General features: G+C 65.0%; 21 protein-coding genes. 8 read left to right on the top strand and 13 right to left on the bottom strand.

What is annotated here, in order from left to right; all coding sequences use genetic code 11:
• The first annotated feature begins 14 nt into the window (after nt 1-14).
• Both R2N03_RS06105 and R2N03_RS06100 read left to right on the top strand, forming a co-directional pair.
• Nucleotides 15-1,901: a glycoside hydrolase family 15 protein gene (locus tag R2N03_RS06105; RefSeq protein WP_316656251.1), complete on the top strand. Its 1,887-nt coding sequence runs from the start codon at nt 15-17 to the stop codon at nt 1,899-1,901.
• 6 nt (nt 1,902-1,907) lie between these two features.
• The gene (locus R2N03_RS06100; RefSeq protein ID WP_316656249.1) at nt 1,908-2,171 is read left to right on the top strand and encodes a DUF1289 domain-containing protein; all 264 of its coding nucleotides are present in this window, start codon (nt 1,908-1,910) and stop codon (nt 2,169-2,171) included.
• Nucleotides 2,172-2,239: 68 nt separating this feature from the next.
• Here R2N03_RS06100 and R2N03_RS06095 read toward each other — a convergent pair whose 3' ends face one another.
• On the bottom strand, nt 2,240-3,676 hold the full coding sequence (locus R2N03_RS06095) for an aldehyde dehydrogenase family protein (RefSeq protein ID WP_316656247.1): 1,437 nt from the start codon (nt 3,674-3,676) through the stop codon (nt 2,240-2,242).
• 151 nt (nt 3,677-3,827) lie between these two features.
• Between R2N03_RS06095 and R2N03_RS06090 the strand changes: the two genes are divergently transcribed.
• Both R2N03_RS06090 and R2N03_RS06085 read left to right on the top strand, forming a co-directional pair.
• A complete protein-coding gene (locus R2N03_RS06090; protein WP_316656245.1) occupies nt 3,828-4,361 on the top strand; it encodes a hypothetical protein in 534 nt (177 codons plus the stop codon).
• 238 nt (nt 4,362-4,599) lie between these two features.
• Entirely contained in the window at nt 4,600-5,493 is an 894-nt protein-coding gene (locus tag R2N03_RS06085) for a LysR family transcriptional regulator (RefSeq protein ID WP_316656243.1), read from the top strand.
• A gap of 17 nt (nt 5,494-5,510) precedes the next feature.
• Here R2N03_RS06085 and scpC read toward each other — a convergent pair whose 3' ends face one another.
• The 7 genes from scpC to queE all read right to left on the bottom strand — a co-directional run bounded on the left by scpC (nt 5,511) and on the right by queE (nt 12,663).
• Nucleotides 5,511-7,058, bottom strand: coding sequence for a succinyl-CoA:acetate CoA-transferase ScpC (scpC, locus tag R2N03_RS06080; protein ID WP_316656241.1), 1,548 nt, complete (start codon nt 7,056-7,058; stop codon nt 5,511-5,513).
• Nucleotides 7,059-7,387: 329 nt separating this feature from the next.
• The gene (locus R2N03_RS06075; protein WP_316656239.1) at nt 7,388-8,011 is read right to left on the bottom strand and encodes a carboxymuconolactone decarboxylase family protein; all 624 of its coding nucleotides are present in this window, start codon (nt 8,009-8,011) and stop codon (nt 7,388-7,390) included.
• Between the two features lie 249 nt (nt 8,012-8,260).
• Nucleotides 8,261-9,883, bottom strand: coding sequence for an ABC-F family ATPase (locus R2N03_RS06070; protein ID WP_316656237.1), 1,623 nt, complete (start codon nt 9,881-9,883; stop codon nt 8,261-8,263).
• A 110-nt stretch (nt 9,884-9,993) separates the two neighbouring features.
• Nucleotides 9,994-10,914 carry a muramoyltetrapeptide carboxypeptidase gene (gene ldcA, locus R2N03_RS06065; RefSeq protein ID WP_316656235.1) on the bottom strand — a complete coding sequence of 307 codons (921 nt, stop codon included), beginning with the start codon at nt 10,912-10,914 and terminating at the stop codon, nt 9,994-9,996.
• Nucleotides 10,911-11,459 (bottom strand): tRNA adenosine(34) deaminase TadA, encoded by a 549-nt coding sequence (tadA, locus tag R2N03_RS06060; RefSeq protein ID WP_316656232.1) that lies wholly within the window; start codon nt 11,457-11,459, stop codon nt 10,911-10,913. The genes ldcA and tadA overlap by 4 nt, the downstream gene beginning before the upstream one ends.
• 10 nt (nt 11,460-11,469) lie before the next feature.
• Nucleotides 11,470-11,946, bottom strand: coding sequence for a 6-carboxytetrahydropterin synthase QueD (queD, locus tag R2N03_RS06055; protein ID WP_232042772.1), 477 nt, complete (start codon nt 11,944-11,946; stop codon nt 11,470-11,472).
• A 78-nt stretch (nt 11,947-12,024) separates the two neighbouring features.
• Nucleotides 12,025-12,663: a 7-carboxy-7-deazaguanine synthase gene (gene queE / locus R2N03_RS06050; protein WP_316656229.1), complete on the bottom strand. Its 639-nt coding sequence runs from the start codon at nt 12,661-12,663 to the stop codon at nt 12,025-12,027.
• Nucleotides 12,664-13,128: 465 nt separating this feature from the next.
• Here queE and R2N03_RS06045 point away from each other — a divergent pair, with 465 nt between their 5' ends.
• From R2N03_RS06045 to R2N03_RS06035, 3 genes are read left to right on the top strand one after another with little or no spacing between them, the layout of a single operon-like run.
• On the top strand, nt 13,129-13,374 hold the full coding sequence (locus tag R2N03_RS06045; RefSeq protein WP_316656227.1) for a helix-turn-helix transcriptional regulator: 246 nt from the start codon (nt 13,129-13,131) through the stop codon (nt 13,372-13,374).
• A 3-nt stretch (nt 13,375-13,377) separates the two neighbouring features.
• Nucleotides 13,378-14,712: a type II toxin-antitoxin system HipA family toxin gene (locus R2N03_RS06040; protein ID WP_316656224.1), complete on the top strand. Its 1,335-nt coding sequence runs from the start codon at nt 13,378-13,380 to the stop codon at nt 14,710-14,712.
• Nucleotides 14,709-15,908: an MFS transporter gene (locus R2N03_RS06035; protein WP_316656222.1), complete on the top strand. Its 1,200-nt coding sequence runs from the start codon at nt 14,709-14,711 to the stop codon at nt 15,906-15,908. Before R2N03_RS06040 ends, R2N03_RS06035 begins: the two co-directional genes overlap by 4 nt.
• Nucleotides 15,909-15,953: 45 nt before the next feature.
• On the opposite strand, the gene thpR is transcribed toward R2N03_RS06035, so the two are convergent.
• The 3 genes from thpR to pcaH form a co-directional block, all read right to left on the bottom strand.
• Nucleotides 15,954-16,538 carry an RNA 2',3'-cyclic phosphodiesterase gene (thpR, locus tag R2N03_RS06030; protein WP_316656219.1) on the bottom strand — a complete coding sequence of 195 codons (585 nt, stop codon included), beginning with the start codon at nt 16,536-16,538 and terminating at the stop codon, nt 15,954-15,956.
• A 136-nt stretch (nt 16,539-16,674) separates the two neighbouring features.
• The gene (gene pcaG / locus R2N03_RS06025; RefSeq protein ID WP_316656217.1) at nt 16,675-17,370 is read right to left on the bottom strand and encodes a protocatechuate 3,4-dioxygenase subunit alpha; all 696 of its coding nucleotides are present in this window, start codon (nt 17,368-17,370) and stop codon (nt 16,675-16,677) included.
• A complete protein-coding gene (pcaH, locus tag R2N03_RS06020; RefSeq protein WP_316656215.1) occupies nt 17,370-18,110 on the bottom strand; it encodes a protocatechuate 3,4-dioxygenase subunit beta in 741 nt (246 codons plus the stop codon). The genes pcaG and pcaH overlap by 1 nt, the downstream gene beginning before the upstream one ends.
• Nucleotides 18,111-18,203: 93 nt before the next feature.
• Here pcaH and pcaQ point away from each other — a divergent pair, with 93 nt between their 5' ends.
• A complete protein-coding gene (gene pcaQ / locus R2N03_RS06015) occupies nt 18,204-19,145 on the top strand; it encodes a pca operon transcription factor PcaQ (protein ID WP_316656212.1) in 942 nt (313 codons plus the stop codon).
• Here pcaQ and R2N03_RS06010 read toward each other — a convergent pair.
• On the bottom strand, nt 19,142-19,933 hold the full coding sequence (locus R2N03_RS06010; RefSeq protein WP_316656209.1) for a DUF2182 domain-containing protein: 792 nt from the start codon (nt 19,931-19,933) through the stop codon (nt 19,142-19,144). The two genes, pcaQ and R2N03_RS06010, sit on opposite strands and share 4 nt — an antisense overlap.
• Nucleotides 19,908-20,678 carry a DUF899 domain-containing protein gene (locus R2N03_RS06005; protein WP_316656207.1) on the bottom strand — a complete coding sequence of 257 codons (771 nt, stop codon included), beginning with the start codon at nt 20,676-20,678 and terminating at the stop codon, nt 19,908-19,910. Before R2N03_RS06005 ends, R2N03_RS06010 begins: the two co-directional genes overlap by 26 nt.
• Between the last annotated feature and the right edge of the window lie 8 nt (nt 20,679-20,686).

The raw sequence follows: 20,686 nt of genomic DNA, 5'->3' as shown, positions 1-20,686 counted from the left end.
TGGAGTGGAGTGCAATGCCCTCGAAGATCGAAGATTATGCCCTGATAGGCGATTGTGAAACCGCTGCACTGGTCTCGCGCAACGGGTCGGTCGACTGGCTGTGCTGGCCCCGGTTCGATTCGGGCGCATGCTTTGCCGCGCTGCTCGGCACCCCCGACCACGGACGCTGGCGCATCGCCCCGCAAGGTGGCGTGCGCCGCGTGCACCGCCGCTACCTGCCGGGCACGCTGGTGCTCGAGACGGTGTTTGAAACCGACACCGGCGTCGTCAGCCTGACAGACCTGATGACTTTGCGCCTGCCCGGCACCAGCGCCAGGCGAGACGACACGTCGGACCTCATCCGCATCGTGCGCGGCATCTCCGGAACGGTGACCATGCGCATGGACCTCACCCTGCGCTTCGATTACGGCGCCTCCGTGCCCTGGGTGAGCCGCGTTTCGGAAGCTACCGGTACCACGGCCGACGGCCCATGCGACACGCCCAACTGCGTATTGCGCGCCGTCGCGGGGCCCAACATGACGACCCTGCGCACGCCCGCCCCCATCCGGGGCGAAAACCTCTCCACCGTGGCCGATTTTGTCGTCGCCGAGAGTGAGGCCGTGCCGTTCGTGCTGACGCATTCCCCATCGCATCTGCCGCTGCCGGAGTCCATCGACGCGCTCGAAGCACAAGTCGACATCGAGGCACGCTGGCGCGCGTGGTCCGACCGCTGCCAGGGTGCAGGCGAATGGACGGAAGCCGTCACGCGCTCGCTCATCACGCTCAAGGCGCTCACTTACCACCGTACCGGCGGCGTCGTGGCGGCCCCCACCACCTCGTTGCCCGAGCAGCTCGGCGGCGTGCGTAACTGGGACTACCGCTACTGCTGGCTGCGCGACGCCACCCTGACCCTGCTCGCCCTCATGAACGCCGGCTACTACAACGAAGCCCGGGCCTGGCGCGAATGGCTGGAGCGCGCCATTGCGGGCAGCCCTTCGCAGGTGCAGATCATGTACGGCATTGCAGGCGAGCGCCGCCTGGGCGAATGGACCGTACCGTGGCTCCCCGGCTACGAAGGCGCGCAGCCCGTGCGCGTCGGCAATGCTGCCGCCATGCAGCTGCAGCTCGACGTCTATGGCGAACTGATGGATGCGCTCTACATCGCCCGCAAGGGCGGCCTCGATGGCGACGAAGCGTCCTGGCAGTTGCAGGTTGCGCTGATGACGCATCTGGAAGGTGTCTGGCAATCGCCGGATCGAGGCATCTGGGAGGTACGCGGCCCGTCGCGGCATTTCACGTATTCCAAGGTGATGGCGTGGGTGGCATTCGACCGAGCCGTCAAGACGATCGAGCAATTCAATCTGGCCGGCCCCGTCGAGCGCTGGCGCGGCGTGCGCGAGCGCATCCACGCCGAGGTCTGCACACACGGCTACAACGCCAGGCGCGGCTGCTTCGTGCAGAGCTACGGCAGCGACGAGATGGATGCTGCGTTGCTGATGCTGCCGCTGGTCGGCTTCCTGCCTGCGGCAGATCCGCGCATCCAGGCGACTGTGCGGGCCGTCGAAGAAGACCTGCTCGTCGACGGCCTCGTGCGTCGCTACCGTACCGAAGCCGTGGCCGACGGCTTGCCCCAGGGCGAGGGGGTCTTCCTCGCGTGCAGCTTCTGGTATGTCGACAACCTCGCCTTGCAGGGGCGGCATGACGAAGCGCGTGCGCTATTTGCCAGGCTGCTTGCGCTGCGCAACGACGTGGGGCTGCTGGCGGAGGAATACGACCCGCGCGCAGGCCGCCTTGTCGGCAATTTCCCGCAGGCGTTTTCGCACATTGCGCTGGTGAATTCGGCCTTGACCCTGTGCGCCGCCGCCGACCACGTAAGCCAACGCGCGGGGCACGCAAGCCCCACGCCGAAGCCGGTAAAATAGGCGCTCATGTCTCAACCCTCCGCCCTCAGCCCCATGTCCGACGAAGAGACCAGTGCGTCTTCCGGCAGCACCCTGCTCGGCCGCCCCGACAGCCCATGCATCGGCATCTGCTCGACCCTCTTCGACGAGGTCTGCCAAGGTTGCGGGCGCACCGCGCTGGAAGTCAGCAATTGGGTGTTCATGACCGACGACGAGCGCGACGCTGTCTGGACCCGCATCCTTGCCGACGGGACTGCCCAGGGATACCACCCCGACGGCAGCCGGAAGTAAGCGCCGCCAGCCGCAATCAAAAAAATCCCCGGCGAAAGCCGGGGTTTTTCGTAGGTGCCGCAGAGAGGTCAGGCGGTCTGCGCGGGCTTGAGCTGGAGCGCCTTGTACTCCAGAAACTCCTCCAGCCCGTACTTGCCGTTCTCACGCCCGTTGCCGGATTGCTTGTAGCCGCCAAACGGCGCCTGCATGTTGAACGGCCCGCCGTTGATGTCGACCTGCCCCGTACGGATGCGCCGCGCGACGCGAATCGCCCGCGCCTCGTCGCCCGACCAGACGCCGCCGCCCAGACCGTAGATGCTGTCGTTGGCAATGCGGACGGCCTCGTCCTCATCGTCGTAGCAGATCACGCTGAGCACCGGTCCGAAGATCTCCTCGCGCGCCACCGTGTCGGTGGTCTTTACGTTGCCAAGCACGGTGGGCTTGACGAAGAACCCCTTCGGCAGGCCTTCCGGCGCTTCCGGCCCGCCGGCAATCAGATCGGCGCCCTCTTCCAGACCCTTGCGGATATAGCCGAGCACACGTTCGCGCTGGACGGCGGAGATCAGTGGACCGAGGCGCGTGGTTTCCTGGGACGGGTCACCCGGCACGTAGCCGGCAGCAAACTGTGCGGCAAGCGCTTTCACTTCTTCGTACCTGGCGCGCGGCACCAACATGCGGGTATGCGCCGAGCAGGTCTGTCCGGAATTGAGGAAGCAGGCCGACAGCGTGCCCTTGACCGCAGCGGCCAGGTCCGCGTCATCCAGGATCACCGAGGCGGACTTGCCGCCCAGCTCCAGCGCCACCCGCTTGACCGATTGCGATGCCAGTTCAGCCACACGCTTGCCGGCACGCGTGGACCCCGTGAACGACACCATGTCCACTTCCGGATGGCTCGCCAGCACCTCGCCCACCACGGGCCCGTAGCCGGTGACGAGATTGAACACGCCGGGCGGCAGGCCGGCTTCTTCGATCACTTCGGCCAGCACGAAGGCATTGAGCGGGGCCACTTCCGACGGCTTGAGTACGACCGTGCAACCGGCCGCCAGCGCGGGCGCGACCTTCAGGGTGATCTGGTTGAGCGGGTAGTTCCACGGCGTGATCGCGCCCACCACACCCACCGGTTCGCGCACGACCAGCGAGTTGCCGACCTGCTCTTCAAACTCGAACTTGCCGAGCAGCTTGGCGAAATTGCCCCAGTTGTAGACCGGGCCACCGACCTGGATGGCGCGTGCCAGCTTGATGGGCATGCCGACTTCACCGGCGATGAGTTGCGCCAGCTCCTCGCTGCGGGCCTTCAGGCCATCGGCGATCTTCTGGATGTATTCGGCGCGCTTGGCCACCGGCGTGGCGGCCCAACTGTCGAAGGCGGCGCGGGCAGCCGCCACGGCTGCTTCGGCGTCGGCGACGCTGCCTTCAGGAATCGTCGCCATCACGGCTTCGGTGGCCGAATGAATCACTTCAATCACGCCCTTGCCCTGCGGGGTGACCCATTTGCCGTTGATGAAAAGCTTGTCGCGTTGCTGCATCGTTGCTTGTCTCGCTCTGGTGGATGCGCGATGTGCGCGTTGTGCTATCCGGGTTGCGACTGAGGCCAGCATCGCCCCCGGGCGGTTATGATCGGGCTATTGTAGAGCCAGTCGAGCGCGCACTGCAGACGCGCCGGACGAGGGAGACCGCATGACCACCACCATCTACCAGAAGACCGAAAAGGGGCAGGACGAGATCCGCACCCGCGCGAATCGTCTCGGCCAGCGTCACCGCGCGCTCCTTCTGATGATCAATGGCGAGAAAACCTGCGACGACATCCTCGTTCAGCTTGAGCCGCTGGGCATGACATCTGCCGTGTTCGATGAGCTCGAACAAGCTGGCTACATTCGCGTGCATGTGCCTGGTGCGTTGCCGGTCAACAGCGCCCTGCCCGGTAGGTCGCCTGCCGCAGTGGAGGGCGCGGATACGCCCAAGCCGCCGCCCAGCGAGGAAGGCATCGAGAGGTACCAGCGCCTCTACCGTTTCTATACGGAAACCATCAGCCGCTACCTGGGCCTGCGTGGCTACCTGCTGGAAATGAAGGTGGAAAAGGCTGGCAACATCACCGAGCTCATCGCGCTGCGCGAAACGCTCAGGGACGCGCTGGCCAAGGCACGCGGGGAGCCCGACGCCAGCAACGTGATCGCCCAGCTCGATCTGCTGATTGACGAGGCAACCAGCTAGGCCATCCCCCTGCCGACACTGATAACGAGGCGGCCTCTCCGGCCGCTTCCGTTGCGTCTGCGCGTATCCCTCAAGCGCTTGCGCCAAGTCGCCGCCTCGGGATGCTGGCGCGGAATCGTTTGGTCAGCCGTCCCCTCTGGCGTGGGAAAGACGGCGGTGGAACCCATGCGCCGCGGAATGGAAAAACCTCATTACTATTGCGTATTCCATTCGCCTGCTTCATGGCAGAGGTCCGCCCGTGTCCATCGATATCCGAGCCCTCCGTTACTTCGTTGAAACCGCGCGGCTGCAGAGCTTCACCCGGGCGGCAAGCTCGCTGTCGGTCACGCAGTCCACCATCAGCAAGATGGTTCGTCAGCTGGAAAACGAAATCGGCCAGCCGCTGCTGATCCGCGAAGGCAGGCAGGTGCGCCTGACAGACGTAGGACGGGTCGTCTATGCACGCGGCCAGGAAACGCTTGGCGTGGTGCATCGGCTGACGCTTGAGGTTGCCGACCTGTCTTCGCTTGGGCGCGGTGAACTCACGGTCGGCATCCCGCCGATGGTGAACCTGTTCTTCTCGCCGGTCGTGAGCGCGTTTCGCCAGCGTTATCCCAACCTGGTGCTGAACCTGGCCGAATATGGCGGGCTGACCGTGGAGCAGCAGGTCGCCAGCGGTGAACTGGAGGTGGGCGCCACCGTACTGCCCGGCGACAGCGGCCTCGAACTCGCTACGCGGGCGTTCGCCAAGTATCCGATCTGGGTGGTGGGGCCGCGTAAGGCGAAGTGGGCGAAGGGCAAGACCGTCACCCTCGCGGCACTGCGCGACGAACCGCTGCTACTGCTTGCCGAAGACTTTTCGCTGACGCGCAAGCTGCGCCAAGCCTTTATCGAAGCCCGCTTCGAGCCGCACATCGCGGCACAAAGCGGGCACTGGGAATTCCTCGCCTCCATGGCGGCTGCCGGACTGGGCACGACTTTTTTGCCACAGCCGTTGGTGGCCAACCTTGCCAACCGCGACAAGCTGGCCGTGGCACGCCTGACCGCTCCGGACATGGATTGGGCGCTTGCGCACCTGTGGTCGCCGGGCCGGTACCTGTCCCACGCCGCTCGCGCGTGGCTTGCGACGTGCGAGGAAGTGCTGGGCGCCTGAGCAGCGGCGCCCACGCATCAAGCGCTGAGAGCGGGTTCCGGACGCTGGCTCTCATCCATAGAACCTGCCGGGGCCATCGAGCCCTGATCACGGAAACGGACATGCCAGGCGAGCGCCTCCTCCAGCAGATGGGGCGTGTGGCCGCCGCGTCGCTGGGCGCGCACAACGTAGTCGCGCAGCAGCTCGCGGTAGCGAGGGTCCGCGCAGTGGCTGATGATCTGCACGGCACGCTCGCGCGGCGCCAGCCCGCGCAAGTCGGCCAACCCATGTTCGGTGACGATGATGTCGACGTCGTGCTCGGTGTGGTCCACATGCGAGACCATCGGGACGATGCTCGAAATATCGCCGTCCTTGGCCAACGACTTGGTCACGAAGACCGACAGATGCGCATTGCGCGCAAAGTCGCCCGAGCCGCCGATGCCGTTCATCATGTGCGTGCCGCCCACGTGCGTCGAATTCACGTTGCCGTAAATGTCGCATTCCAGCGCGGTATTGATGGTGATCAGACCCAGCCGGCGGATCACCTCCGGGTGGTTGCTGATCTCCTGCGGCCGCAACACCACCCGCGACTTGTAGCGCTCCAGTTCTGTCAGGAACCGCTTGTACACCGGGCGGGACAGCGTGATCGACGAAGCCGAGGCAAACGCCAGCTTGCCCGAGTCGAGCAGCTCGATGGAGCTGTCCTGCAGCACCTCCGAATACATCTTCAGGTCATGGAACGGCGAGTCGATGAAGCCGTGCAGGACCGCGTTGGAAATCGTCCCGATACCCGCCTGCAGCGGCTGCAGCGTGGGTGACAGGCGGCCCGAGCGCACCTCGTGTGCCAGGAACGCATTCAGGTGCCCGGCGATGGCGTTGGTCTCCGCATCGGGCGGCAGCACGTTGGAGGGGCTATCGTCCTGCCCGGTGATCACGATGGCCGCGATCTTGCGCGGATCGATCGGGATATACGGCAGACCGATGCGCTGCTCCGCCGAAATGAGCGGAATCGGTTGGCGATAAGGCCGCTGCACTGGAAAGAAGATATCGTGCAGCCCCTCGAGGTTGGCGGGCATGTTCAGGTTGATCTCGACGATCACCTGTTTGGCCAGTACCGCGAAGCTGGCGGAATTGCCCACCGACGTGGTCGGTACGATGCCGCCGTTTTCCGTGATGGCCGTGGCTTCGACAACCGCCACATCGAGCGGTGCGATCTGCCGCGAGCGCAGTTGCTCAACGGTCTCCGACAGATGCTGGTCAATGAACATGACCTCGCCTGCGTTGATCTTGCGCCGGAGCGTGGCGTCCGCTTGAAACGGGAGGCGGCGGGCGATCACATCGGCTTCGGCCAACACCTTGTCGATGTCGTTGCCGAGCGAGGCGCCGGTCATCAGGGTGATGCGCAACGGCTCGTGCGCGGCACGCCGGGCCAGCGCGAACGGCACCGCCTTGCAGTCACCTGCGCGGGTAAAACCGCTCATGCCGACCGACATGCCATCACGGATCAGGGTCGCGGCTTCGTCCGCAGACACCACTTTGTCCAGCAGGGATTGCAGGCGAATGCGGCCGCCAATATCGGGTGTCATCTCGTCTCCTTGGTACGTCGAGGGGCTGCGGTTGGCGCTTCTTATGCTGATATGCGACGCCTTGTACGCAGCCCTGGCTTGTTCACAGTGATGTGCGGACCAAGTGTAGCGATGGCAACGGATTCCGATGGCGATAAAAAATCATAGTATCCAGTCGGTTTTTTCATAGACTTGGCCGAGGCAGCTCGCCTTCGCCCCGGGCAGCGCCCAAAGAGAAAGGGGCCGCACATTGGCGGCCCCTTGGCGACAGCAAATGGTCAGCGCTCAGATGGCAACGTTCTGGCTCCCCAGGTACGTCAACACGCCGCCCTTACAGAGCGCCACGGCGATCACGGCTCCGGAAAACGCGCGAGCTTCGCGGCGTTCTTCGGCACCGCGTATTGCGCCACGTTCATCTCCATGGCAAGCAGCGTGTAATAGCCGCAGATGCCGGTCATGTCTACGATCCCCTTATTGCCGAACCGCTTTTCCGCCCGGGCATAGGTATCGTCGGACACCCGCTTGTTGCGGATGAGCTCGGTCGTGAAGTCATAGACGATCTGCTCATCCTCGCTCATGCCGGCGGGGCGGCGGCCGTCCGCGATCGCATCGGCAATGCTGGGTTTGATCCCGACCTTCAGGGCGATCGGATGGTGCACGTACCACTCGTAATCCTGGCTCCACTCTCGCGCGGTAACGAGGATGACCAGTTCGCTCAACGTGTTGCCAAGGGCCGAGTGGTATCGCAGGTAGTCGCCCATGGCACGCGCCTGGCTCATCACCTCCGGGCTATGCATCAGTGGCTCGAAGGGTCCGAAAACCGGAACCTTGCGCGCAGCCAGAAAATCTTGCGCGGCCTTGACCTGCTCTGCGTCGTATTTGTCTGGCGGAATGGTCGGCAGGCGGTCCGCCGCGTGTGCAGACGTCATCAGCACCAGTGCAGCTGTCGACAGGAACGTCAGTACGTTTTTCAACGTGAGTCTCCTCATATGTCTTGATTGTTCTTTGCTGGCGCTGAACGCCGCGGCTGAGATGCCGGTGCGGCGTTCGGCCAGGGCATTCTGGAATCAGGCGGAGGCACTGTCAACGAGCCTTGGCGGGCGGCACGTCGCGGGTCGGTCGGTCCCAACGGGACAAGGCACGCTCACCTTGCGGGGAACGCTGCCCCCAAAAAAAGGAGGCCGCACATCGGCGGCCCCTGGGTGACGGTGAACGATCGACGTTCAGACTTCCACGCCCTGGCTCTGCAGGTATTCGTCGTAGGTGCCGAGGTAGTCGGTGAGCGTGCCGTCGGTGCGAATTTCAATGATGCGCGTGGCCAGACCGCTCACGAACTCGCGGTCGTGCGACACGAAGATCAGCGTGCCCTCGAACTTGTCCAGCGCGATCTGCAGCGACTCGATCGACTCCATGTCCATGTGGTTGGTCGGCTCGTCCAGCGCCAGCACGTTGTGGCGGCCGAGCATGAGCTTGCCCCAGATCATGCGGCCCTTCTCGCCACCAGAGAGCACCTTCACGCTCTTCTTGATGTCGTCGGCGGAGAACAGCAGACGGCCCATCGTGCCGCGCAGCGACTGGTCGTCGTCGCCGGCCTGCGTCCACTGGCTCATCCAGTCCATCAGGTCGCGGTCTTCCGGGAATTCTTCGTAGGTGTCCTGCGGCATGTAGCCGACGTTGGCGTGTTCGGCCCACTTGACGGTGCCACCGTCGACCTCGATGCCGCGCTGTACGCCGGTCTTGACGGCGCCGTTCAGCAGGCAGCGCAGCAGCGTGGTCTTGCCGGCGCCGTTCTCACCGATGATGGCAATCCGCTCGCCCGCGCGTACGGCCATGGTCAGGCCGTCGAAAATCTTGCGGTCGTACGTCTTGCGCGCGTTGTCGGTTTCCACCGCCAGGTTGTGCAGCTTCTTTTCGAACTCGAAGCGGATGAACGGGTTCTGACGCGACGACGGCTTGATGTCTTCCACCTTGATCTTGTCGATCATCTTCAGGCGCGACGTAGCCTGGCGCGCCTTGGACTTGTTGGCCGAGAAGCGGCGCACGAAGTCCTGCAGGTCGGAGATACGCTCCTTGGCCCGCGCGTTGGCAGCCTGCAGGCGTTCGCGCGCCTGCATGGAGGCTTCCATGTAGTCGTCGTAATTGCCCGGGTAGACCTTGAGCGTGCCGTAGTCCATATCAGCCATGTGCGTGCAGACCGAATTCAGGAAGTGGCGATCGTGGGAGATGATGATCATGGTGGAATTGCGCTCGTTGAGCACCGATTCCAGCCAGCGGATCGTGTTGATGTCGAGGTTGTTGGTCGGCTCGTCCAGCAGCAGCACGTCCGGGTTCGAGAACAGCGCCTGGGCCAGCAGCACGCGCAGCTTCCAGCCGGGCGCGACGTTGCTCATCGGGCCGCTGTGCTGGTCGGTCGGGATGCCCACGCCGAGCAGCAGCTCGCCCGCGCGGGCTTCGGCGGTGTAGCCGTCGTATTCGGCGTACTTGGCCTCCAGGTCGGCGGCTTTCATGTAGTCGTCGTCGGTCGCGTCCGGGTTGGCGTAGATGGCGTCGCGTTCCTGCGCGGCAGCCCACATTTCGGTGTGACCCATCATCACCACGTCCAGCACGCGCATGTCTTCGTAGGCGAACTGATCCTGGCGCAGCTTGCCCAGGCGCACGCCGGGTTCCAGCATCACGTTGCCCCCGCTCGGCTCGAGGTCGCCGCCCAGGATCTTCATGAACGTCGACTTGCCGCAGCCATTGGCGCCGATCAGGCCATAGCGATTGCCCTCGCCGAACTTGACCGAGATGTTCTCGAACAAGGGCTTGGGCCCGAACTGCATGGTGACATTGGCGGTGGAAAGCACGTGGGAACCTTGATTGAAAAGCAGTGAGCGGGCGCCGCAAGCACTTTGCGCGCACCGGTTGGAAAACCTGGCATTTTACCATCCGGCCATGACCCGGACGGGCGGTCGGCCTATCGGTGCAGCGTCGGATACCGCGACAGATGCAACGTAAAGCCCGCAGAGTCGAATTCCAACCCGGCCTGCGCGCCGATGGGTAACGTGGCCTTGGTGGGGCAATGGCCAAACGGCAGGCCGCTCAAGACCGGAATCGGCAAGCGCTCGGCAAGGTAGTCTCGCATGGCGTCAAAGTCATAACCCGCGTCGTACGGCGTCGTGCGGTAGCCGGAAAAATCGCCCAATACCAGCGCTTGCTGGTTCGGCAGCACGCCGGCCTGCTCCAGTTGCAGCAGCATGCGCTCGACCCGGTACGGGTGCTCGTTGATGTCTTCAACGAAGAGAATGCCGCCCTCGATCTTCGGCAGATAGGGAGTGCCAATCAGGCTGCAGAGCATGGCCAGGTTGCCGCCCCACAGCTTGCCGGTGATGCGCCCGCCCTGGCCTGCAGCCTGCGGCGCCTCGACGCGCAGCCGGTACGCGGGCTCACGCAGGATGCCCCAGAAATGCTCGACCATGAAGGCATCCACCTCAGCCAGGCCGAAATCGGAGCACAGATGCGGCCCCGCGAAGCTCACTCCGCCCGTGGCAGCCAGATAAGCCAGCGAGAACGCCGTGAAATCACTATGGCCGACGATAATGGTATCGGTAGCCTGCGCGCGCTGGTGGATGGCCGCAAAATCGATGCGGTCCAGCAGCCGGGTCAGCCCATAGCCACCGCGGACGGCCATCGCGATCTCCTGGCCGGCGCCGGTGCCGATCTGGTGCAGGTCCGCCAGCCGCGCCTCGTCGTCGCCGGCAAAGCGTTGATGCTGGCGCGCGAGGCATGCCTCGTTGACGAACTCGCAGCCTTGCGCACGCAGCGTCGCAATGCCTCGGCTGGCAATTTCCGCGTCATTCGGGTAGCCGGAAGGAGCGATCAGGCGAACGGTGATCATGGGGCGCAGTCGTCGGATTCGATGGCAGCAAGCCGCGCAGCACGTTGGCTCGCACGGCGCTCGGCAAAGAAGGCGCGCAGCATGTCGCCGCATTCCTGCGCAAGCACGCTGCCGGTGATGGCAGTCTGGTGGTTCAGCCGCGTCTCGGCAAACAGGTCGAGAATGCTGCCGGCGGCGCCCGTCTTTGGGTCCGGCGCGCCATACACGACCCGCGCCACGCGGGCATGCAGCATGGCGCCGGCGCACATCACGCACGGCTCCAGGGTCACAAAGACTTCGCAGTCGGGCAGGCGGTAGTTGCCGAGCTTTTCGGCGGCCTGGCGCAGGGCGCGCATTTCGGCATGCGCGGATGGATCGTGCGTGCCGATCGGGGCGTTGTAGCCGACGCCGACGATCTCGTTGCCGCGCACGACCACGGCACCCACAGGCACCTCGCCCTGCCCCCATGCGAACCTGGCCTGCACGAGCGCCTGCTGCATCCAGTAGCCGTCTCGCTCGTGGGTGCTCATGCCGGCAGGCGGTGTCAGAACGTGCGGCGACGTCATGCGAAGGGATTCAGTCCTGCTCGTGCGGGCGTGCGAGCTTCACGTCGGCCCAGCAGTTCGGGGTTTCGTACAGCACGAGCTTGGACAGACGCAGATGGTGCCCAAACGTGTTGCGAAACACTGGCTCGAGAATGTCGAACGCAATCTGCGCGAGGTTCTCGACGGTGGGGACGTCATTCAGCACGACGGTCTTGTGACCGCCTTCCATATCGTTCAGGAATTCGACCAGCTTGGTATCGCCGCGATAGACGAGGAAGGCGTGATCCCAGAGGTCGACGAGGTGCTTGTTGGCGAGCTGCTTGACGTCGCCGAAGTCGAGAATCATCCCGTCGTCGGCAGCCTTGTCGTTGTGCAGGACAACGCCTTCGAGCGTGAGTTCGAGTTGGTAGCGGTGGCCGTGCAGATTGCGGCACTGGCCCGCATGGCCCGGGATGCGATGGCCGGCGTCGAATTCGAGCCGGCGCGTGATGGAAACGGTCTTGGTCATGGAGCAAGGTGGCGGCAGCAGGCGCCGCGAAACGGCTGGAACCGGCAGAAAACCGGGGACAAAGTGCTGCGGCCCGCCTTAGCGGATGCCCAGCATCTTATGGGTTTGCAGCGACAGGCGCCAGCGCGGCCGGCGCTGGCACAGCGCAACGGCTGCCGCCGTATTCTGCCGGGCAAGCGGGCCGTCCATGGCCTGCAGGAAGAAATGCTGGAAATCCAGCCGTTCGTATGCGTCGAGGTCCTGCCCGTCTTGCGGGATCACCACCTTCAGCTCGTCGCCGCGCGTGACGACGAGTTCGGAACCCATCTTGGGGCTCACGCACACCCAGTCGATGCCTTCCGGCACGGCGATGGTGCCGTTGGTCTCGATGGCGATTTCGAAGCCGCGTGCGTGCAGCGCGTCGATCAGCGGCGTGTCGAGTTGCAGCAGCGGCTCGCCGCCGGTGCAGATGACGAGCGGTTTGCCGCCGCTGGTGCTGTCCGGCCATTCGGCGGCGACGGTATCGGCAAGTGCGTCGGCAGTGGGGTATTTGCCGCCTTGCGTACCGTCCGTGCCGACGAAGTCGGTGTCACAGAACTGGCAGATGGCGGTGGCGCGATCGGCTTCGCGCCCACTCCAGAGATTGCAGCCGGCAAAGCGGCAGAAGACTGCTGCGCGGCCGGTGTTGGCACCCTCGCCTTGCAGCGTGTAGAAAATTTCCTTGACGGCGTAAGTCATGTCTGAACGGTGGCATTCACAGGAGAACGACGCAAAAGCGGCGTAATTCCCGCGCAAACCGTACCAGTGCCCACTAGTGATTAACCCGATATTGTTTCATAAATCCGGCTTATGCGCAGAAAAACGCCAACGTCACAAGCGAAAATGCACGCCTCCGGCGTGAGCCACGCCAGGAAAACAGCGACGGCATCCGCCACCACGTGCGCCAACGCCGCCCATCGCTTGGTTTGCGCCTTCATACTGCCGCTATGAGGTTCGACACGGCTGGCCGCCGCAGGATGGAGCCACGCGGAGCCGGATGCCCCCTATGCATCCGCACTGGCCGGAAAGGCGCTTGCGCGCCCTCCGACGCGATAGCCTTGATATCGTCCAGGAGCGATATCGCAAAATAATCACCCCTGAGCGATATATTGCAATTATCGCTTAAAGCCGATAAGCTACCGTTATCGTCTTGAGGTGATCATCATGGATACGCAACTGTCTTCCGCACCACAGCTGTCGGCGCATCTGAAGTCGCTGCGCAAGGCACGCGGACTGACGCAGGCGCAACTCGGCGCCCTGCTCGGCGTGAGCCAGAACCGCATCGCCGACATCGAGAAAGACCCAGGGGCCGTCAGCTTCGAGCAACTACTGCGCATCCTGCATGCGTTGGGCGCGCAACTGGCGGTGCGCACAGTCCCGCCAGCCGCCGACACGCCGGCTGACTGGTAAGCCATGGCTCATCCCGAACTCCACCTGTGGATGAACGGCGAGCATGTCGGCGTCTGGACGGCCAGCCGTGCCGGCGTGCCAATCCTGCGTTATGACGAGGCGTGGTTGCGCTCGCCCAACGCACGCCCGTTGTCACTGTCTCTGCCCATTCCGGCCGGTGTGCCCGAACTGCGCGGGCAAGTGGTCGACGATTACTTTGACAACCTGCTGCCCGACGCTCAGTCCATTCGCGAGCGCGTGAGACGTCGCTTCGGCCTGGCCTCCACCCACGCAGCCGACTTGCTGGCCGCCATCGGACGCGATTGCGTGGGCGCAGTGCAACTCCTGCCACCGGGCATGGCGCCCACCGGCTACGACCGCATCGACAGCGAGCCCCTCACCGAGGCTCGGGTCGATGCGTTGCTGCAGAACCTGACCGCCACGCCTGCACTGGGCGAGGACGCTGACGACCCTGATGCCTTCCGGATCTCGATTGCCGGCGCGCAGGAGAAGACTGCCCTGCTGCGCATCGGCAACACATGGCATCGGCCGCTGGGCGCCACGCCCACCACGCATATCCTCAAGCTGCCGCTGGGCCTGATCGGCAACATTCGCGCGGACATGCAGGACTCCGTCGACAACGAATGGCTGTGTGCGCAGTTGCTGGCGGCATGGGGGCTCGATGTGGCCCGGACGGAAATGGCGCGCTTCGGCGATCGCAAGGTGCTGGCCGTCGAACGCTTCGACCGCCGCTGGATGCCGGGCAACACGTGGATCGCGCGCCTGCCGCAAGAGGATTTCTGCCAGGCTACTGGCACACCCGCGCACCGCAAGTACGAAAACGACGGCGGCCCGGGCATGCGCGCGTGCCTTGGCTTGCTGTCCGCCTCCGAACACGCTGTCGACGACAAGCGCCGCTTCGTACTGGCGCAGCTTGCCTTCTGGCTGCTGGCGGCCACGGACGGGCATGCAAAGAACTTCTCGCTGGCCATCGCGCGAGGCGGACGTTTCCGCATGACGCCGCTGTACGACGTGCTCTCTGTCTGGCCAATCATGGGCGACGGGCCGAACCAGCTCTCGCCGTATCGGGCTCGCTTGGCGATGGCGCTTCGCGGCAAGAATGTGCACGCCCGCCTGGCCGATATTCACGTGCGACACTGGCAAACCCTGGCAGCACAATCGGGGGTTCCGGATGCGTTTGCGCAGATGCAGGCCCTTGTCGAGCGTGCACCCGCGGGGCTGGACCGCGTCGAGGCCATCCTGCCCCACGACTTTTCCGCACGGGTGTGGGAGGCCGTGCGCGCCGGAGTCCGATCGCAAGTCCAACGCTTTCAAACCGAACTCGCCTCCACGCCATGACCCCTACCCCGCGCCCAAGCGTCCTGCGTCAGATTCCATCCGGCATCTGGGTACTCGGCTTCGTCAGCCTGCTGATGGACATCGCCTCGGAGATGATCCACAGCTTGCTGCCGTTGTTCATGGTGTCGGTGCTGGGGGCGAGCGCGCTCACCGTGGGCGTGATCGAAGGGGCGGCGGAATCGACCGCGCTGATCGTCAAGATCTTCTCCGGCGCGCTGAGCGACTACCTCGGCAGGCGCAAGGGTTTGGCGATATTCGGTTATGCGCTGGGCGCTTTCACGAAGCCGCTCTTCGCCATCGCACCCACGGCGGGCATCGTGCTGACAGCGCGCCTGCTGGACCGTGTCGGCAAGGGCGTGCGTGGCGCACCGCGCGATGCGCTGGTCGCTGACATCACGCCGCCCGAATTGCGCGGGGCGGCGTTCGGGCTGCGGCAATCGCTCGATACGGTAGGGGCATTCCTGGGCCCTCTGCTTGCTGCCGGCCTGATGCTGCTGTGGGCGGACGATTTCCGGGCGGTGTTCTGGGTGGCCGTGGTGCCGGGGCTGCTCTCGGTGGCGTTGCTGACGCTAGGCCTGCGCGAGCCGCATGCGCACGCGGGCCCCCATCGCACCAACCCGATCCGCCGCAGCAACCTCAAACGGCTGGACCCGGCGTACTGGTGGGTGGTGGTGATTGGCGCCGTGTTTACGCTAGCGCGCTTTTCGGAGGCCTTCCTGGTGTTGCGTGCCCAGCAAGGAGGCATCCCCGTCGCGCTGGTGCCGCTGGTGATGGTGGCAATGAACGTGGTCTACGCGCTGACGGCGTATCCGTTCGGCAAGCTGTCGGATCGCGTAAGCCATACCGCGCTGCTGGCGCTTGGCCTCGCGGTGCTGATTGCCGCCGATCTCATCCTCGGGATGTTTGGCCACTGGGGCGTGGTCATCGCGGGCGTGGTGCTGTGGGGCATTCATATGGGGATCACGCAAGGTCTCCTGGCGACCATGGTGGCCGATACCGCTCCCGCGGATCTGCGTGGCACCGCCTACGGCATGTTCAACCTGGTGAGCGGACTGGCCATGCTGATAGCCAGCGCCCTGGCCGGGCTGCTCTGGGACAGGGCAGGCCCTGCCGCCACATTCCACGCCGGCGCTGTGTTCTGCGTACTGGCCCTGGGTCTGCTGGGCGCCCGCCGAGCCGCTGCAGGCAGACCGTGACGCCCTGCCCGCGGACCGATCGCGAACCGCGGGGCCAGGCGTCAACTAACCCGTGAGCGACCAGCGCCCCAGCTCGTCGTACCGTGTCTTGCCGAGCCAACTGTGGATCAGCATGAAGTCACGTACCGTCCAGGTCACGGGTTCGACCGGCTTCGATGCGAAACCGCCGCGGTCATACAGGAGCGTGACGTGCGGCTTGAACTGGCCCCCGGGCAGCGGGACGCCCGCCTCCTGCAGCGCTTCGCCCAGGGCCGACTGGAATGCCATCAGGGGTGCGACCTCATCGCTGCCCACCAGGACAAAAGGCCGCTTGTCGCGGCGGCCATGCAAGCTCACCACGCGGTCAAACGTGACGCTGAATGGCGGCATGACCAGCGCCTCGGCGGCACCGCGTATCCGCGCAATGAGGTCCTCCGGGGGCGGTTGGACGAAATCCCCGAGGTAATACAGCGTGACATGCAAGCGGTGCGCATGCAGCGCCTTGCCCTTGAAGCCGACCGCGGGCCGCAATAGTTCCACCAGCCGCCCGATGTGCTCTGCCGTTGCGGAATCCGGCTTGATTGCCAGAAACAGGCGATGCGCGGGCACCTGCGGGATGGCTTCGAAGCCAGGAAGGGAGAGTTGGGTCACGGCGATGGCGGCGGGTGCAAATCATGGATCAACCCCGCCATTATCGGCATGTGCGTGACGTCTTGCGGGCTGCGCGCGGAAAAAAAAGACGCCCGGCAGCGTCAAGTGCCGGGCGTGGTTCCCTGTGATGCGGCGATCAGATATCGAAGAAGACCGTCTCGGCGCCGCCGTCGGGCGTGTCCTGCAGGCGCACGTCGAACGTATAGACCACCTCGCCGTTACGCTCGCTGCGCTGGGCGATCAGCGTCTTGCGGCGCACTTCCCATTCGATGCCGCCGAGTACCGGGTCGGTGCCGTTGGCGCCGGTCTCATCGCTGAAGTACACACGCGTGTGCAGGCCCAGGTTGATGCCGCGCGCGAACAGAATCATGCAGATATGCGGCGCCTGCACCGATGCCCCGCGCCCGGCCACCGCGCCCGGCTTGATGGTTTCGAAACGGTACACGCCGGTATCGAAATCCGCGCCCGCGCGGCCCCAGCCGCGAAATGCCGGGTCGACCGGCTTGTCCTGGCGGTCCGCCGGATGGGCGTACTTGCCATCGGCATTGGCCTGCCAGATTTCGATCAGCACATCGCGCACGAGCGAGCCGGAACCATCGAAGACACGGCCTTCCAGCGCGATGCGCTCACCGCGCGTGTCCGGCGTCGTCAGCACGTTGCCGAACTCTTTCTCGTAGATGTCGAAACCCGCCTGACGCGGCGCAAGCCCGATGTGTACGTAAGGGCCGCCCGTCTGCGAAGCGGTCTCATTGAAATGCGCGAACGGCGGCGTTGTCGCCATGGATGTTGCCTCGTCGCGCTCGAGCGATTGACGAAGCGTGGTCATGGTCATCACTTGGCTCCTTGCACGGCGTTTTCAAAATGCGTGGCGCGGCGGCCCCGCAGCGTGATGTCAAAGCGATAGCAACGCGCGTCAAGCGGCACGTGGTTGGCGGTGTCGTGCAGCGCGATCAGCCCGCGCACCTGCTCCTCGCTCGGGATGGTCTTGATGATCGGGCACTGCGCGATCAGCGGATCGCCTTCGAAGTACATCTGGGTGATGAGGCGCTGCGCCCAGCCGTCACCCGAGAGCGAGTAATGGATGTGCGACGGACGCCAATCGTTGATGCGGTTGCGCCACGGATACGGGCCAGGCTTGATGGTGCGATAGACGTAGTAGCCGTTGGCGTCGGTCAGCATGCGGCCGCAACCGCCGAAGTTCGGATCGATCGGCGCGATGTACTGGTCCTTCTTGTGGCGGTAGCGACCGCCGGCATTCGCCTGCCAGACCTCCACCAGTGCGTTCGGCACGGGGCGGCCGAATTCGTCGCGCACGTAGCCGTGGACGATGATGCGCTCGCCGATGGGCAGGCCTTCCTTGGCGTAGTTGAGGATGAGGTCATTGTCGAGCGGGCCGAGGTCGTCGGCATGGAACACCGGCGCGGTGGTTTCCGAGAGCGTGTTCAGCGTCGAGATGAGCGCATTGCGCGGCGAGCGCAGCACGCTCGTTTTATAGACAGGGGTCAGTGCGGGCGGATGCTGGGCGGTGTCGCGCTGCGCGAATTCACCGGTGCCGGAAAGCGGCAAGGTCATGGGGCGTCTCCTGTTGAAATCGTGAGACGACTGTATCGCTGCTAAAAAGTGAAGTAAATTGACTTCTGATCGAAAAATCAATAACCCTTGGTTATGGAAAATATCCCGTCTGGCGATTTGTCTTCGCGCATCCGCTTCCGGCATCTGAGCTGCTTTGTCGCCATCGCCCAGGAGCGCAACCTGCGGCGCGCCGCCGAACGGCTGCACCTGAGCCAGCCGGCGGTCTCCAAGACGTTGGGGGAGCTTGAGTCGCTGGCCGGTATGCAACTCGTGGAGCGCGGGCGGCACGGCGCCAGGCTCACCGCCGCCGGGGAGCAATTCCTGCGGCATGCGGTGGGGGTCTCGCAGGCGCTGGAAGCGGCGACGGCCGCCCTGATGGGCTCCAGCGACGCTGCCGCGCCGATCGTGCAGATAGGCGCCCTGCCGACCGTCGCCAGCAGCCTGCTGCCCCAGGCGATCGCACGCCTGCACGCGCAGCGCCCGCATGCGGGGGTGCGCCTGCGCACAGGCACCAACATCGAGCTGCTGTCGGCGCTCAAAGCAGGAGAGCTCGACTTCATCGTTGCACGCATGGCGGAGCCGGATGCCATGCAAGGGCTGTCGTTCGAACTGCTCTATGCCGAGCCACTCGCGCTGGTGGTACGTCCCGGGCATCCGTTGCTGGCGCAGCCGGGGGCATCGGCCTCGTTGCAGGCGGTGCTGGATTACCCGTTGGTCGTCGCGGCCCCTGGCACCGTGCCGAGGCACCACACCGATGCCCTGTTCCAGACGCACGGATTGCGCGTGCCGACCGGCGTGACGGAAACGCTGTCCGTATCCGTCGCGCGCCTGTTGGCATGCCGGTCCGACGCTGTGTGGATCACGCCTGAGCGGGCCGCCCGTGATGACCTTGAGCACGGCGCATTGGCACGCCTTGACATCGCCACCTCCGGCACGAAGGAGCCCGTCGGCCTGCTGCGCCGAAGCGCCAGCGCGCCCAGCGAACTGGCTGGCGCATTCATGGACATGCTGATTGAACTCGCCCAGGCGCACTAACCCGGCACGAGCGCTCGCACGACCAGAAAGGCGCCGCTTCCCAAGGCCGCTGCGCCGACAAGCCTTGCCGCCCGGTCGCCAAACGGCGCGAGCCGCTCGAGGGTGATGGCAGCCGAAACCGCCGCCATTGCCCACAGATCCATGGCACCGGCCACCAGCAGGATCGACGTCAGGGCTGCGCACGAGCCGACGCACTGGATGCCCAGGCGCGCACCGTATCGCAAGGCGTGACGAGGGCCGGCACGCAGCATCCCGCCAGAGGCCGGCACCGTGCGGCAGCCTGCAAGCTGACGGGCCTTCCACGCACTCAATTGCACCGCGCCCGCGGCGAGGACAATCGCGCCCGTCGCAGCCGGAACACCACGCACCACGCGCGGCCAGACCATTTCGAGCACGGCAAGTCCAGCCTGCCCCGCAAGCACTGCCGCCCCGACACCAACCCAGACCGCCAGGTAAGCCACGCCCACCAGCACGGTCAGTGCATCCAGTTGCGCCTGCCTGACAACCGGCACGCCCCGGCGATAACGCTGCAGCATCGGCACCAATGACGGCAGCATCATCGCCGCCATCATCACCGTCCACATGCCAAGGAACGATGCGGGCTGCGTGGTCCACCGCCGCCCGCACAATGGCATCCACATTGGCATATCGGCCACGGCCCGCATCGACTCACACCACGCCACCGTCGCGCCCGCACTGATGAAAAATACCAGCGCCGACACGGCGAGAAAACGGCGCTCACCCGATGTGGCTGCGCGCGGTTCATCCACGCGGTGCGTACTCGTCATGGCGACGCCACCAGACTCCGGCCTCGTTGCGGCCCAGCGGCGCGCGATCGAGCCATTGGTATGCGCCCCACAGCCCATCCAGCCCGCGCGCGTAGGTGGAGTACGTGTGATACACGACGCCGTCCTGCATCACGAATGCGCTCATGCCGGGCCGATCCCGCACATAGGTTGGGCCATCGGTACCGCACATGGTCGCAAACTGCACGACGGGCGCGGGCAGGTCGGATGCGTCCATCACGTGGCTGCCGCGCACGTAGTTGTAATCAGCCGTGCCGTCGCGCTGTTGCGCTTCGGAAATCGACACGTTGAAGTCATAGTTGAAATCGCTGCTGGCCGAAGATACCCACGGGAACGACCATCCCATGCGGTCCTTGTATGCCTGCAGCTTGGCAAGCGGCGCGCGCGACACCGCCATCAGCGTGACATCATGGTTGGCCAGATGCGTCACGAAGCCATCGAAGCCGTCCGCAATCATGGAGCAGGACGGGCACCCGGCCTTGTAATCGGGGCCGAACATGAAGTGATACACGAGCAGTTGCGAACGATTGCCGAACAGGTCAGCCAGCGTGAGGCTGCCAGCCTCGGTTTCAAACTGGTAGGTTTTGTCGATGCGGACCCACGGAAGTGCCTGGCGCCGGCGCGCCAGCTCGTCGCTGCGCCGGGTCAGTTCCTTCTCGGCCTTGAGCAGTTCGAGCCGCTCGGCAAGCCAGGCTTCGCGTGTTCCGATGGGATGTCCTGCGCTCATGCTTGTCT

The organism is Ralstonia condita, from assembly GCF_958405655.1.
Lineage (GTDB): Bacteria > Pseudomonadota > Gammaproteobacteria > Burkholderiales > Burkholderiaceae > Ralstonia > Ralstonia condita.
The sequence above is the reverse complement of the archived record's forward strand: the minus strand, read 5'-3'. Positions and strand labels throughout refer to the sequence as shown.